Origin of the sequence: Streptacidiphilus carbonis, from assembly GCF_000787775.1 — a bacterium.
Taxonomy (GTDB): Bacteria; Actinomycetota; Actinomycetes; order Streptomycetales; family Streptomycetaceae; genus Streptacidiphilus; species Streptacidiphilus carbonis.
This window is the reverse complement of record NZ_BBPM01000026.1, coordinates 73,315-87,466: the sequence shown is the minus strand read 5'-3', so window position 1 is coordinate 87,466 and position 14,152 is coordinate 73,315. Positions and strand designations below refer to the sequence as shown.

11 protein-coding genes are annotated in these 14,152 nt (G+C 71.0%); 4 read left to right on the top strand and 7 right to left on the bottom strand.

Going from position 1 to position 14,152, the window contains the following annotated elements; all coding sequences use genetic code 11:
* Positions 1-6: 6 nt before the first annotated feature.
* The 4 genes from TR46_RS21185 to TR46_RS21170 all read right to left on the bottom strand — a co-directional run bounded on the left by TR46_RS21185 (position 7) and on the right by TR46_RS21170 (position 5,146).
* Positions 7-1,359, bottom strand: a complete 1,353-nt coding sequence (locus TR46_RS21185) for an AI-2E family transporter (protein WP_042403607.1) — start codon at positions 1,357-1,359, stop codon at positions 7-9.
* Between the two features lie 352 nt (positions 1,360-1,711).
* Positions 1,712-2,398 (bottom strand): aggregation-promoting factor C-terminal-like domain-containing protein, encoded by a 687-nt coding sequence (locus TR46_RS21180; protein WP_042403606.1) that lies wholly within the window; start codon positions 2,396-2,398, stop codon positions 1,712-1,714.
* Between the two features lie 436 nt (positions 2,399-2,834).
* A complete protein-coding gene (gene phoH2, locus TR46_RS21175) occupies positions 2,835-4,166 on the bottom strand; it encodes an RNA 5'-3' helicase PhoH2 (protein WP_042403604.1) in 1,332 nt (443 codons plus the stop codon).
* A gap of 188 nt (positions 4,167-4,354) precedes the next feature.
* Positions 4,355-5,146: an isoprenyl transferase gene (locus TR46_RS21170; protein ID WP_042403602.1), complete on the bottom strand. Its 792-nt coding sequence runs from the start codon at positions 5,144-5,146 to the stop codon at positions 4,355-4,357.
* Between the two features lie 225 nt (positions 5,147-5,371).
* On the opposite strand from TR46_RS21170, the gene mgrA reads away from it, so the two are divergent.
* Positions 5,372-6,430, top strand: a complete 1,059-nt coding sequence (gene mgrA / locus TR46_RS21165; protein WP_042403601.1) for an L-glyceraldehyde 3-phosphate reductase — start codon at positions 5,372-5,374, stop codon at positions 6,428-6,430.
* Between the two features lie 306 nt (positions 6,431-6,736).
* Positions 6,737-8,275 (top strand): chitinase, encoded by a 1,539-nt coding sequence (locus TR46_RS21160; protein WP_052432976.1) that lies wholly within the window; start codon positions 6,737-6,739, stop codon positions 8,273-8,275.
* 14 nt (positions 8,276-8,289) lie between these two features.
* On the opposite strand, the gene TR46_RS21155 is transcribed toward TR46_RS21160, so the two are convergent.
* Together TR46_RS21155 and TR46_RS21150 are read right to left on the bottom strand one after the other, a co-directional pair.
* Positions 8,290-8,781 carry a prepilin peptidase gene (locus TR46_RS21155; RefSeq protein WP_052432975.1) on the bottom strand — a complete coding sequence of 164 codons (492 nt, stop codon included), beginning with the start codon at positions 8,779-8,781 and terminating at the stop codon, positions 8,290-8,292.
* A 267-nt stretch (positions 8,782-9,048) separates the two neighbouring features.
* A complete protein-coding gene (locus tag TR46_RS21150; RefSeq protein ID WP_042403597.1) occupies positions 9,049-9,444 on the bottom strand; it encodes a RidA family protein in 396 nt (131 codons plus the stop codon).
* Between the two features lie 145 nt (positions 9,445-9,589).
* On the opposite strand from TR46_RS21150, the gene TR46_RS21145 reads away from it, so the two are divergent.
* Positions 9,590-10,882, top strand: coding sequence for an alanine racemase (locus tag TR46_RS21145; protein WP_439654377.1), 1,293 nt, complete (start codon positions 9,590-9,592; stop codon positions 10,880-10,882).
* On the top strand, positions 10,882-12,522 hold the full coding sequence (locus tag TR46_RS21140) for an N-acyl-D-amino-acid deacylase family protein (RefSeq protein WP_042403595.1): 1,641 nt from the start codon (positions 10,882-10,884) through the stop codon (positions 12,520-12,522). Before TR46_RS21145 ends, TR46_RS21140 begins: the two co-directional genes overlap by 1 nt.
* A 7-nt stretch (positions 12,523-12,529) precedes the next feature.
* On the opposite strand, the gene TR46_RS21135 is transcribed toward TR46_RS21140, so the two are convergent.
* Positions 12,530-13,972 carry a cellulase family glycosylhydrolase gene (locus tag TR46_RS21135; RefSeq protein WP_201776432.1) on the bottom strand — a complete coding sequence of 481 codons (1,443 nt, stop codon included), beginning with the start codon at positions 13,970-13,972 and terminating at the stop codon, positions 12,530-12,532.
* Positions 13,973-14,152 lie beyond the last annotated feature (180 nt).

Genomic DNA, 14,152 nt, shown 5'->3' with positions numbered 1-14,152 from the left:
GCCAGCCTAGATCTGTTCCGCCTCTGTTCCGGCTGGTCGCGCGCCCAGTTGGTCGGACTCGGTCCCGCGCCCCTGGAATTCCGCCGCCAGGAGCGCGGCGCGGACGTCCTCGTCGACGTGCTGGCGGGTCTTGAGGTAGCCGACGGTGGTGTTGGTGACGGCGACCAGGGGGACGGCCACCACCGCGCCGCCGATGCCGCCGACCACCGAGCCGATGGTCACCGAGAGCACCACCGCGATGGGGTGCACCCGGACCGCGCGGCCCAGGATCAGCGGCTGCAGCAGATGCCCCTCGATCTGCTGCACCGCCAGCAGCACCGCCAGCACCATGGCCGCGGTGAACACCCCGTTGGTCACCAGCCCGATCAGCACCGCCACGGTGCCGGTGACCAGCGCGCCGACCAGCGGGACGAACGCGCCGAGGAAGATCAGCACCGAGATCGGCAGCGCCAGCGGCACCCCGAGCAGATAGATGCCTATGCCGATCGACACCGAGTCGATGAACGCCACCAGCACCGTGCCGCGCACATACGCGGTCAGCGTGGACCAGGCCCGGGGCCCGGCCCCGGCCATCCCGCGGCGGGCGCCGGGCGGGAACAGCCGGAGCAGCCAGCCCCAGATCCGCTCGCCGTCGTAGATCAGGAAGAAGGTGCAGAACGCCGCCAGGAAGACGCCGGTCAGGATCTCGATCACGACGCCGACGGTGGAGAAGCCGAAGGAGGTGATCTGGTCGCTGTTGGTGCCGATCGCCTTGGACAGCTGCCCGGCGAACTCGTTGATCTGCTTGTCGGTCAGATGCATCGGGCCGTGGGTCAGCCAGGTCCGGATCTGCGAGATGCCGTTCTGGACCTTGCCGGTGACCTCGTTGAGGTTGGTCGTCACCTGCCAGCCGACGAACCAGCCGACCAGGCCGATGCCGATCAGACCGCCGATGAAGGTCATCGCCGCGGCCAGCCCCCTGGGCACCCCGTGCCGCCGCAGCCAGGCCACGGTGGGCTGCAGCAGCGCGCTGATCAGCAGCGCCGCCACGAAGGCGAAGGCGACGATGCGCAGGGTCTGGACCACGCGGAACAGCACATAGACGCCGGCGCCGACGATCAGCAGCCGCCACATCAGCTCTGCGGTCACCCTGAGTGACCAGGGCACCGCCTCGGTCGGGCTGGTGGGCCTGGCGGGATAGTGCGACAGCCCGTTCTCCACCGGGGGGAGGACCGCCACCGGCGGCGGCGGGTCGTTGCGGTGCTCCACCACCCTGACGTCGGCCTCGACCTCACGGCGCCGGTGCTCCAGCCGCGCGGTGATCCGCGACAGCAGGGACGCCCCCCACTCCGCCGGTCCCCTCTGCTGCTCGCCTGGCATCGCCCGCCCCGCCCCTTCACACCGATGAAGCCTGCTCACGCCCGCCCGTTCCGGCCCCTGAGGGCTCCGAGAGTTCCGAGGGCTTGGAACCGAACGGTACCCGGTGCTCACGAACGAGAGCGGGGCGGCCCACCCGAAAGCCGAGCCGGTCATCTTTCGACAGCCGATCGGAAAATCGGGTCATTCTCGGCTTTATGGGTTTAGCCGGACAGGGATCAGGGGACGACCAGCATCGAGGCCGCTCCGCACACGGCGGCCGTTCCGTGGGAGATGTATCGAAGCCCCCGATCGGACAGGGATCGGGGGCTTCAACATGTCTGCGGGGCCGCGGGCGCGCCGTCCGGCCTGCGCGTCAGTACGACTGGTGGACCTGCCAGTAGGCCCAGGCGTCGCAGGGGCTGCCGTAGCGGGAGTCCATGTAGCTGAGGCCCCACTTGATCTGGGTCGCCGGGTTGGTGCGCCAGTCCGATCCCGCCGAGGCCATCTTGTCCCCCGGCAGGGCCTGGACCAGGCCGTACGCACCGGAGCTGGCGTTGGTGGCGGTGTAGTCCCAGCCGCTCTCGCGCTCGACGATGTTGCTGAAGCAGGAGAACTGCGAGGCGGGGACGATCGACTGCGCTATGGCCTGCGCGGACCCGGCGCTGTAGGTCTGGGTGACGGCGGCGCGGGCGGCGGCACGGCTCGCGGCGGCCACCTCGTCGGCGTGCGCCTTGGCGGCCTTCGCGGCGGCTGCGGCCTTGTCCGCGTCGGACTTGGCCTTGGCGACCTGCGCGGCCTTGATCCGGGCGGCCTCGGCGGCGGCCTTCTGCGCGGCGGCGGTGGCGGACGCCTGCTGGGCGTCGGCCTGCATGGCGATGTTCTCGCTCACCGTCTGGGCCTGCTCGCCCGACGGGATATCGGCGAAGAGAGTGGATCCTGCGACATCGGCGGTCTGCACGGTGGGCTGGGTGTCGCCAGAGGCGACGCCGACCACGGCTCCGACGGCAGTGACGGCGGTGGCGGAGGCCACAGCCACACCCCGAACCGAAATCCGGTTCACACGGTTTCCTTCCAGCGTCGTCCGTGTGGTGACCGCACGGACGAACCCCACCCCTGACGCTGGCCTCCCCCTGCGACGGTCACGGGAGACACGGGCCCGGAGCGCCCCGGTGGGAACGGGGCGCCATGGAACTCGGGCGGTACGGGACCGGACGTTTCACTCTGACGAGTGGTCAGTCCTGTCCCATACGGGGCCTGACAGAACCCACACCTTGCCCGACCCGGACGGCCCGGCGCAATTCCCGGTTACGTGTCGAACCTCACATGGCCGATGGGGCGGGAAGTTCTGCCGTTCCCCTGTGGGACACCTGGTGCCATGGTTACGATCGAGCAACTTTGCCTACGGCCGAGGCACGACAAGGGGCGCGGAAAACTGCGCCGCCGACCGTGCACCTCGGTGCACCGTCAACAGCACGGTTCCCCGCGCCCCGGCACGCTCAGCTGTGGATGTCCTCCAGCAACTCCGTGACCAGCGCCGCAATCGGCGACCGCTCCGACCGGTTCAGGGTCACATGCGCGAACAGCGGATGCCCCTTCAGCTTCTCCACCACCGCGACCACGCCGTCGTAACGCCCCACCCGCAGGTTGTCCCGCTGGGCCACGTCATGGGTGAGCACCACCCGCGACCCCTGGCCGATCCGGGACAGCACCGTGAGCAGCACGTTCCGCTCCAGCGACTGCGCCTCGTCCACGATCACGAAGGCGTCGTGCAGCGAGCGCCCGCGGATGTGGGTGAGCGGGAGGACCTCCAGCATCCCGCGGGAGAGGACCTCCTCGATCACGTCCGGCGTGGTCACCGCCGAGAGGGTGTCGAAGACCGCTTGGGCCCAGGGGCTCATCTTCTCCGACTCGGAGCCGGGCAGGTAGCCCAGCTCCTGCCCGCCCACCGCGTACAGCGGCCGGAAGACCATCACCTTGCGGTGCTGCCGGCGTTCCAGCACGGCGTCGAGGCCGGCGCACAGCGCCAGCGCCGACTTGCCCGTACCGGCCCGGCCGCCCATCGAGATGATGCCGATGTCCGGGTCCTGGAGCAGGTCCAGGGCGATCCGCTGCTCGGCGCTGCGACCGCGCAGGCCGAAGACGTCCCGGTCGCCGCGCACCAGGCGCACCCTCCCGTCAGGCGTGACCCGGCCCAGGGCCTTGCCGCGCTCGGAGGTGATCACCAGGCCGGTGTGCACCGGCAGCTCGCGCACCTCGGGGATGTCGACGGTCTCCGCGTGCCCGGCTTCGAACAGGGCGTCCACCTGCTCGCCGGCGACGGTGAGCTCGTGCATGCCGGTCCAGCCGGAGGTGATCGCCAGTTCGGCGCGGTACTCCTCCGCGAGCAGCCCGACCGAGCTGGCCTTGACCCGCATCGGCAGGTCCTTGGAGACGACGGTGACGTCGTACCCCTCGGCCTGGAGGTTGCGGGCGACCGCCAGGATGCGGCTGTCGCTGTCCCCGAGCCGGTAGCCGGCCGGGAGGACGGACGGATCGGTGTGGTTCAGCTCGACCCGGATCGTTCCGCCGACGTCGCCCACCGGAATGGGGGCGTCGAGCCGTCCGTACCGGACCCGGTAGTCGTCCAGCAGGCGCAGCGCCTGGCGGGCGAAGTAGCCGAGTTCCGGGTGGTGCCGCTTGGCCTCCAACTCCGTGACCACGACCACGGGGAGCACGACCTCGTGCTCCTCGAATCGCGTCATCGCGTTCGGGTCGGCCAGCAGAACGCTGGTGTCGAGGACGTACGTGCGCCGGTCTTGCGTGCTCCGGCGGCTCTTGGAGCTGACCACAGGGCCTCCCGGGCGGACGACCTGCTGTCATCCGCGGTTCGCCGGACCCTCGGGCCCCGATGGCCGAGGTCACGGTCTGATCCGGTTATTCCCCGGGTCGCCCGAACCATGCCGACGGCTCTGTTTATTCAAAGAGCGAACTGACGCCCCATCGCCATCAGCAGTTGCGCCGCCCTGCGCACACCCCGTCAGCCGCCGAAACGGCGCTGCCGATTGGCGTAGTCGCGCAGCGCGCGGAGGAAGTCGACCTTGCGGAAGGCCGGCCAGTACGCCTCGCAGAAGTAGAACTCGGAGTGCGCGCTCTGCCAGAGCAGGAAGCCGGACAGCCGCTGCTCGCCGGAGGTGCGGATGACCAGGTCGGGGTCGGGCTGGCCACTGGTGTAGAGGTGGCGGGCGATGTGCTCGACATCGATCATCTCGGCCAGCTGTTCGACCGAGGTGCCCAGTGCGGCCTGCTCCTGCAGCAGCTTGCGGACCGCGTCGGCGATCTCGTGGCGGCCGCCGTAGCCGACGGCGACGTTCACGAGTATCCCGCTGTGGTGGGCGGTGGCCTGCTCGGCCTCCTTGAGCACGGCGGCGGTGGAGGGCGGCAGCAGGTCCAGGGCGCCGACCGGGTGGACCCGCCAGTGGCCGGTGGCGGCCAGGTCGCGCACCGCCTGCTCGATGATGCCGAGCAGCGGGACCAGCTCCTCCTTGGGGCGGCTGAGGTTGTCCGTGGACAGCATCCACAGGGTGACCACCTCGACGCCGACCTCCTCGCACCAGCCGAGGAAGTCCGGGATCTTGTCGGCGCCGCTCTGGTGGCCGTCCACGGTCGACATCCCGGCCGCCCGGGCCCAGCGGCGGTTGCCGTCGAGCATCACCCCGACGTGGCGCGGCACGGCGGTCCGGTCCAGGTGCGCCTCGACCCGGCGTCCGTAGAGCCCGTAGGTCAACTGTCGGAGCACCGGTGTGCGGCGGATGACCCTGCCGAGGTCCATGGTTGTTGCGCCCCTCTGCTGCGACCTTCCGGGCAGGCGGACACGGAGCACCAGCCCACCCCCCGGGAGGTCACCCTACTCCCGGCCTCTGAGGGTCACGACTCGATCCCCTCGGGGAGCGACGCCCCGGACCCCCACGACGGCCTGCGTCCGATGGCCCGTCGGATCGGCAGACTATTGTTCATTCGTCTGACAAAATGCGCCCTCCGGAGAGGCATCCACCCCATGATCCCAGCTCCTTACCAGCCGGCCGACACCCGCTACCAGGGTTCGATGAACTACCGCAGGACCGGCCGCAGCGGACTGAAGCTGCCGGAGATCTCGCTCGGCCTGTGGCACAACTTCGGCGACGACAAGCCGTTGGAGACCCAGCGGGCGATCCTGCGCCGCGCCTTCGACCTCGGCGTCACCCACTTCGACCTGGCCAACAACTACGGCCCGCCGTACGGCGCCGCCGAGGCCAACTTCGGCCGCCACCTGGCCGCGGACTTCCGCCCGTTCCGTGACGAACTGGTGATCTCCACCAAGGCCGGCTACGACATGTGGCCCGGCCCGTACGGCGAGTGGGGCTCGCGCAAGTACCTCACCGCCAGCCTGGACCAGTCCCTGCAGCGGATGGGCCTGGACTACGTCGACATCTTCTACTCGCACCGGTTCGACCCGGACACCCCGCTGGAGGAGACGATGGGCGCGCTGGCGTCCGCCGTCCAGCAGGGGAAGGCCCTGTACGTCGGCATCTCCTCGTACAACGCCGAGAACACCCGCAAGGCCGCCGCGATCCTGCGCGACCTGGGCGTTCCACTGCTGATCCACCAGCCGTCCTACTCCATGCTGAACCGCTGGACCGAGGAGACTGCAAATTCTGAGGGGCGCTCGCTGCTGGACACCCTGGAGCAGGAGGGGGCCGGCTGCATCGGCTTCGCGCCGCTGGCCCAGGGCCTGCTCACCGACCGCTACCTGCACGGCATCCCGGAGGACTCGCGGGCCGCGCAGGGCAAGTCGCTGGACCCGGGCGCGCTCAACGAGCAGACCCTGTTCAAGCTGCGCGCGCTCAACGGCATCGCCGCCGAGCGCGGCCAGTCGCTGGCCCAGCTGGCGCTGACCTGGCTGCTGCGGGACCCGCGGATGACCTCGGCGCTGATCGGGGCCTCCTCGGTGGAGCAGTTGGAGACCAACATCGCCGCGGTGCAGGGCCCGGCCCTGACCGGGGAGGAGCTGGCCGAGATCGACCGCTACGCGACCGAGGCGGACATCAACCTCTGGTCTGCCTCCAGCGAGGGCTGATCCGGTCCAAGAGCTGGTCCACCTTGGTACAGACCGCATTCGGGAGGTTCTCCTCCGGATGCGGTCTGTACCTTTTTGCGCCCCGGCTTCCTGATCGGAGTTGTCTCAACGGAACCTTAAGCAGCAGTTGGGGGTCTTGACAGGCCAACTGGTCTAGTCCAACTTGTGGGTCAAGCTTCGGCTCGCCGAGCAGTGTCCGCTCGCCCCGCGCCCGCCATCAACGGGTTCCGTGGGGGTACGGGGGTCGCTCCCCGGGGAGTTGGAGCACCTCCTGTCTTCCCTCCCCCACACCTTGAGGACAGATCCATGGCTTCCCCTCGCCGCGCCATCGGCGCAGTCACCGCCTGTGCAACGGCCGTCGGACTCGGTCTGACCGGCCTGGTCGCCTTCACCGGCGGCGCCAGCGCGGACACCACCAACCTGGTGGCCAACCCGGGCTTCGAGACCGGCACCCTCTCCAACTGGACCTGCAGCGGCGGCGCCGTCACCACGTCCACCGTCCACTCCGGCACCCACGCGCTGGTGGCGACCCCCACCTCCAGCGACACCGCGCAGTGCAGCCAGACCATCAGCGTCCAGCCCAACTCCTCGTACTCGCTCAGCTCCTGGGTCCAGGGGCCGTACGTCTACCTGGGCACCAGCGGTGACGGCACCACGGACGTCAGCACCTGGTCCAACAGCGGTTCCTGGAACCAGCTGAGCACCACGTTCAAGACCGGCGCGTCCACCACCAGCGTCACGGTCTACCTGCACGGCTGGTACGGACAGGCCGCCTACTACGCCGACGACGTGGTGCTGAGCGGCGCCGCCGGGGCGACCACCTCGGCCGGCCCGACGGCGACGTCGGCCAGCCCGACGCCCACCGCGACCACGGCCTCCCCCACGCCGACCGCCACCACCGCCTCGCCGACGCCCACCCCGACCGCCACCGCGACAGGTGGCACCGGCACCGGCAAGCACCTGGTCACCGGCTACTGGCAGGACTTCGACAACGGGGCCACCGACCAGAGGATCAGCGATGTCAGCTCGCAGTACGACATCATCGCGGTCTCCTTCGCCACGGCCGACCCCAGCAACACCGGCGGCATCACCTTCTCGCTCGACCCGACCCTGCAGAGCAAGCTCGGCGGCTACACCGACGCCCAGTTCAAGGCCGACATCGCGGCCAAGCACGCGGCCGGCAAGAAGGTCGTGCTCTCGGTCGGCGGCCAGAACGGCACCATCAGCGTCGCCAGCGCCGCTGCCGCCACCAACTTCGCCGACAGCGCCTACTCGCTGATGCAGACCTACGGCTTCGACGGGGTCGACATCGACCTGGAGAACGGCCTCAACCCGACCTACATGGCGCAGGCGCTGCACTCGCTCGCGAGCAAGGCGGGCTCCGGCTTCGTCCTCACCATGGCTCCGCAGACCATCGACATGCTGAGCGCGGGCTCGGACTACCTGGCCACGGCGCTGGCGGTGAAGGACGTCCTCACCATCGTCAACACCCAGTACTACAACTCGGGTTCGATGAACGGCTGTGACGGCGGGGTCTACTCCGAGGGCTCGGTGGACTTCATCACCTCGATGGCCTGCACCGCGATCCAGGCCGGACTCAGCCCCAGCCAGGTCGGCATCGGCGTCCCCGCCTCGTCCAGCGCGGCCGGGAGCGGCTACGTCGCTCCCGGCGTGGTGGAGAACGCCCTGAACTGCCTGGCGAAGGGCACCAACTGCGGCACCTTCAAGCCCAGCACCACCTGGCCGGGCATCGGCGGGGTGATGACCTGGTCGACCAACTGGGATGCCAGCAATGGTAACCAGTTCGCCAACAACGAGGGTGCGTTCGTCCACGCGATGCCGTGACGCCGAACCGTCCCTCAGTGGGTGAGCGCCACCGCGAGTAGCGTTCCCAGCAGCAGGAACGGTCCGAAGGGAAGCTCGTCGCGACGCCTCGCACGGCGCGCGACGAGCTTCCCCACGCCGAAGAGGGCTGCCAGCAGGAAGCCCAGCAGCACGCCCTCGAAGACGGCCGCGAAGCCGTACCAGCCGAGTACCGCGCCGACGGTCAGCCCCAGGGCCGCGTCGCCGAGGCCGAACGGCAGCGCCAGCGCCATCAGCCAGAACACCGCGCCCAGCCCGGCGGCGCCGTAGAGGGCGTGCAGCGGGGAGCCGGTGCGGTCCCCGGCGAGCCGGGCCGCCGTGAGCAGCAGCAGTGTCCCGGCCGCCGAGGGGTAGGTGAGCCGCCGCGGCAGCCGGTGCTCGGCGACGTCGACCAGCGCCAGCGGTACCGCGAAGGCGGCGGCCCAGAGCAGCGCCAGGACATGCCAGTGGTAGCCGGTGGCCGCCGCGGTGGCGCCCAGCGCCGCCACGCACAGACCCAGACTCCAGCTTTCCGGGCGGCGACTCCCCGTTCCCCCGCCTGACCCCGTTCCCCCGCCTGACCCCGTATCCCCGCGTGCCCCCGTCGCCGGTGGTCCGGGCAGTACGGGTTCCGCCCGGGAGTCCTGCATGCACCTCGCGGCCTCGCGCCGTGCCAGGGGATGCACCGCGGCACCGGCCAGGCAGCCGGAGACCACGGTGAACACATACGGACCCAGCACGGCCGCCCCTCTCCCCCGGAGGACTACAGGCTAGCCTCAGCCGGTGACCGCCAGGGCGTCGATCTCCACCAGCAGGCCGACCGGGAGGCCCACGTAGACCGTGGTGCGGGCCGGGAAGCCGCCCTCGGGGAGGGCCTTGGCGAACCAGGCGTCGTAGGCGGCGTTCAGCTCGGCGAAGTGCGCGGTGTCGGTGAGGTAGACCCGCATCATCACCACGTCGCCCCAGCCCGCGCCGCCCGCCTCCAGTACGGACTGGACATTGCGCAGGGTCTGCTCGACCTGCTCGGTCAGCCCGGGGCCGACCGGGGCGCCGGTGGCCGGGTCGAAGCCGACCTGGCCGGCGACCTGGAGCAGACCGCCCTTGGCGACGCCCTGGGAGAAACTGGCGATCGGGGTCGGGGCCTGGTCGGTGCGGACGACGCTCTTGCTCATGGCGGTGGGCTCCTCGATGGCGGGTATACGTCCTGTACGAGCGAACTGCTGTGCGGCAGGATATGCAATCAGCATTGCGCCTGTCGCAACACCTCGTCACACCCGTATCGCCGTATCGCCGTATCGCCATGAGCCCGGGAGCACCGTGGACCGCCTCGCACTGGAACAGCTGGCCCGCACCGTCGTCGACTGGCGGTTCAAGGGCATGCCGCCCACCCGTGAGGAGGTGACCGTCGCCGAGCTGACGGCGGCCAAGCCCAACCTCTTCACCGACGGCTTCACCACGCCGCTGCTGACCCTGGACGCGGACGCGCTGCGCCACAACCTCGACCTGATGGCCCGCTGGACCGCGGCGCACGGGCTGGCCTTCGCCCCGCACGGCAAGACCCCGCTGGCCCCCCAGCTCTACCAGCGCCAACTGGAGCTCGGCGCCTGGGGGATCACCGCGGCGATGCCCTCGCATCTGCGGATGTACCGGGCCTTCGGGGTGCGGCGGGTGTTCCTGGCCAACGAGCTGGTCGACCCGGCCGCGCTGGCCTGGCTGGCCGCCGAACTGGACGCCGATCCGGAGTTCCGCTTCGTCTGCTACGTCGACTCGGTGCGCGGCATCGAGCTGATGGAGGCGGCGCTTCCGACCGGTGGCCGTCCGGTGGACGTGGTGGTCGAGCTCGGCGCGGACGGCGCACGCACCGGCGTGCGCGGGGTCACGGCCGCCGTCGAGCTGGCCCGGCGCGCCGCGGCCTCCGAGCGGCTGCGGCTGGTCGGCGTCGCCGGGTACGAGGGGACCATCGCCACCGTCGACGACCGCGCCCAGGTCCGGGCCTGGCTGGCGGACCTGGTCGAACTGGCCCACCAGGCGGACGCCGCCGGGCTGTTCGAGCGGGCCGGGGAGCTCGCGGTCGTCGAGGAGATCATTGTGAGCGCCGGCGGCAGCGAGCACTTCGACCTGGTCGCCGAGGCGCTGACCGAGCAGACGCTGCGGCTCTCCCGGCCGGTGCTGCGGCTGCTGCGCTCCGGCGCCTATGTCACCCACGACGAGCTGCACTACGCCGCCATCTCGCCGCTGCGCGACGCGGCCGAGGCGGAGCGGCTGCGGCCCGCGCTGCGGCTCTGGGCCCAGGTGGTCTCCCGGCCCGAGCCGGGGCTCGCCCTGCTCAACGCGGGCAAGCGCGACGTCCCCTACGACCTCGGCCTGCCACTGCCGGACGTGGTCCGCTCCGCCGCTACCGGCGCGGAGCGCCCGGCCACCGGACTGACCGTCAGCAAGCTCGCCGACCAGCACGCCTTCGTCGCCGTCGGGTCGGGGGCCGGCGTCGAGGTGGGCGACTGGGTCGGGCTGGGCCTGTCGCACCCCTGCACCGCCTTCGAGAAGTGGCAGCTCATCCCCGAGGTCGAGGCGGACGGCACGGTGGTCGACCTGATCCGGACCTTCTTCTGATGGCTCGACAGGTCCTGGTCCGCGGCGCCCTGGTCGTCGACGGCTCCGGCGGCACGCCCTACCGCGCCGACACCCTGGTCCGGGACGGCCGGATCGCCCTGATCCACCGCGAGACCGACCCTGGACCCCGACCCGGCACGGACCCCGACGGCCGTACCGTCGACGCCGACGGCCTGGCGCTCACTCCGGGCTTCATCGACATGCACGCCCACTCCGACCTCGCGCTGCTGACCGACCCGGCGCACCTGGCCAAGGCCGCCCAGGGCGTCACCCTGGAGGTCCTCGGCCAGGACGGCCTCTCCTACGCGCCGGTCGACGCGGCCACCCTGGCCGGGCTGCGGGTCCAGCTCGCGGGCTGGAACGGCGACCCCGAGGGTCTCGACTGGTCCTGGCGCAGTGTCGGCGAGTACCTGGACCGGCTGGACGCCGGACCGCAGGGCGGCGGACTGGCCGTCAACGCCGCCTACCTGGTCCCGCACGGCACCCTGCGCGCCCTGGTGCTGGGCTGGGAGGACCGGGCCGCCACGGTGAACGAGCTGGAGCTGATGAACCGGCAGCTGGACCAGGCCCTGGCCGAGGGCGCCGTCGGTCTGTCCGCCGGGCTCAGCTACTCCCCCGGGATGTACGCGGACACCGCCGAACTGGTCTCGCTGTGCCGGACCGTGGCCGCCCGCGGCGGCTACTTCTGCCCGCACCACCGCTCCTACGGCGCCAACGCCCTGGCCGCGTACGCCGAGATGACCGAGGTCGCCCGGCAGTCGGGCTGCGGTCTGCACCTGGCCCACGCGACGATGAACTTCCAGGTCAACGCGGGTCGGGCGGGCGAGCTGCTGCACCTGCTGGACACCGCGATCGCCGAGGGCGTGGACCTGACCCTGGACAGCTACCCCTACCTCCCCGGCTCGACCACCCTGGCCGCGCTGCTGCCCGGCTGGGCCACGGCCGGCGGACCCGAGGAGACCCTGCGCAGGCTTGCCGACCCCGCCGCGCTCACCGAGATCCGCGCGGCGCTGGAGCAGCACGGCTCGGACGGCTGCCACGGCGTGGTCGCCGACTGGGACACGGTGCAGGTCAGCGGGGTGCGCAACCCGGCGCTGCGCTCCGCCGTCGGGCTGACGGTCGCCCGACTGGCGGCCAGGGACGGGACCGACCCGTTCAGCGCCTACGTCCGGCTGCTGCGCGAGGACGGGCTGGGGACCACGGTGCTGCAGCACGTCGGCCACGAGGAGAACGTCCGGGCGATCATGCGCCATCCCGCGCACACCGGCGGCAGCGACGGACTGCTGGTCGGCGACCGCCCGCACCCCCGGGCCTGGGGCACCTTCCCGCGCTACCTGGGCCACTACGTCCGCTCCGAGGGGGTGCTCGGCCTGGCCGAGTGCGTACGGCATCTCACCGGCCGCCCGGCCCGCAGGCTCGGGCTGGCCGACCGCGGCCTGGTCCGCGAGGGGTACCGGGCCGACCTGGTGCTGCTGGACCCGCAGACGGTGGACGCGGGGGCCGGCTACGAGCGGCCGCGGACCGCCCCGTCCGGCATCCCCTACGTCCTGGTCGACGGGGTGCCGGTGGTCGACGACCACCGGCGCACCGACGCCACTCCCGGACGCAGCGTCAGAAGGAGCGGCACGGCCATTTCCTGACAGCCGGTCAGCCGATGGACGGGGAGTTCGCGCCGGGGGTGGTCGGTGTGATCACCAGATGGTGCGTCACACCCGGGGTGGGCTTCACCGTCAGCGACAGGATGTGCCTGCCGGCGTCCCACTTCTGCTTGTAGGCCCCGTTGAGCTGGATGTCGCCGCCGTCCGGGAAGTCGCCCGGCGGCAGGTAGACGTCGGTGCTGCCGGTCACACCGGCCTTGTCGTTCCAGTCGACGGCCAGCTCCAGGGTGGACTTGTCGTAGCTGAAGTCCACCGGCTGGCCGGCGATGGCCCGCGGGTAGGCGGTGGCCAGCACCGGGGCTATCCCGGAGGGCTTGCCTGGCGCCGCCCACGGCGACCAGCTGCCGGGGTCGCTGGACCAGTAGGCCGATCCGATCATCATGCTGTCCAACAGCGTCTGGACATGGTCGACGTAGAGGTGCGCGCCGTCCTGGGTCGCGTCCAGGCCCCACTCGCCCATCAGCACCGGCGCGTCCATCCGTGCCGCGGTGCGCTGCACCTGGGTCTGCCAGGAGGCCATGGTGCGGTCCGCCAGATAGGCGTCGGTGCCGGTGTAGGTGCCGCCGCTGTCCATGGGGGCCGGGTACAGGTGCGGCGCGTAGCCGATCCTGGCCTCGTCGCCGGCGGTGGCCGTCCTCGGGTCGTCGAGCTTGGGCAGGGCGCTGGGCAGGCCGTGGTCGGCGGTGGCCGCCGCGGGTTCGACGAAGATCCAGTGGTCCGGGTCCACGGTCCTGACGGCGTCGATCACCTGCTGGTAGAGGTGCGCCAGCGGTCCGGTCTCGAACGCCGGGCCCTGCAGCGATCCGCCCCAGGGCTCGTTCATCACGTCGTAGCCGAGGACGGTGCCGTTCTTGGCGAAGTACGAGGCGACATGGGTCCAGGCGGCGACATAGTGCTGCCGGTACTCGGGATGGCCCGGCTGGGTGCCCCAGAACTCGTCGAAGGCGTGGGTCACCCCGGGCTGGACGTAGGTCATCTCCCACGGGCTCTGCTTGTCCGCGGCCAGGCCGCCGCTGTCGGTGGCCCAGGCCGGCGCCCCGTTGCCGCCGACGGCGGCCCCGTAGACGTCCTGGTGCATGTCCAGCAGCACCTGGTAGCCCTGCGCCTGGTACCAGTCGACGCGCTGCTTCACCTCGGCCAGGTAGTGGTCGTCGTAGACGCCGGGCTCCGGCTCGACGTCGCTCCACTGGATCAGGAAGCGCACGAAGTCCGTGCCCAGAGTGTTGTATTCCCCGGTCACATCCCCCTGTTTGATCCAGGGCATTCCGTCGGCCGAGGTCTTGGCACTGCTGGAGGTGTTCAGTCCGTAGAGGATCAGAGCACGGCCCTGCGAATCGGTGATGAATCGCTCATGCCACCCTCCGCCCCCGGACGACTTGGCCCCCACCGCCCCCAGCAGTCCTATCGCGCAGGCCAGAACCACCAGGTTCACCAGCCATCGCCGCAGCCGTGCCACTCGCCCCACACCCCGCCCGCCCCGAAGTACCGATCCGGTGATCCTAGATCGCCGGAACCATACCTCCCACCCTCTCAATGTCCTGATCCGGTACCAAGATGTCCCGGCATATTCGCAGGTTGAGATTGTCCGGGAACGGCTGTCCAGAAGGAGACC

Bases quoted from the DNA above. Each gene is read 5' to 3' on its own strand.
- TR46_RS21185 (WP_042403607.1), bottom strand. From the start codon at position 1,359: ATGCCAGGCGAGCAGCAGAGGGGACCGGCGGAGTGGGGGGCGTCCCTG.
- TR46_RS21170 (WP_042403602.1), bottom strand. From the start codon at position 5,146: ATGGACCTCGGCAGGGTCATCCGCCGCACACCGGTGCTCCGACAGTTG.
- mgrA (WP_042403601.1), top strand. From the start codon at position 5,372: ATGATCCCAGCTCCTTACCAGCCGGCCGACACCCGCTACCAGGGTTCG.
- TR46_RS21160 (WP_052432976.1), top strand. From the start codon at position 6,737: ATGGCTTCCCCTCGCCGCGCCATCGGCGCAGTCACCGCCTGTGCAACG.
- TR46_RS21150 (WP_042403597.1), bottom strand. From the start codon at position 9,444: ATGAGCAAGAGCGTCGTCCGCACCGACCAGGCCCCGACCCCGATCGCC.
- TR46_RS21140 (WP_042403595.1), top strand. From the start codon at position 10,882: ATGGCTCGACAGGTCCTGGTCCGCGGCGCCCTGGTCGTCGACGGCTCC.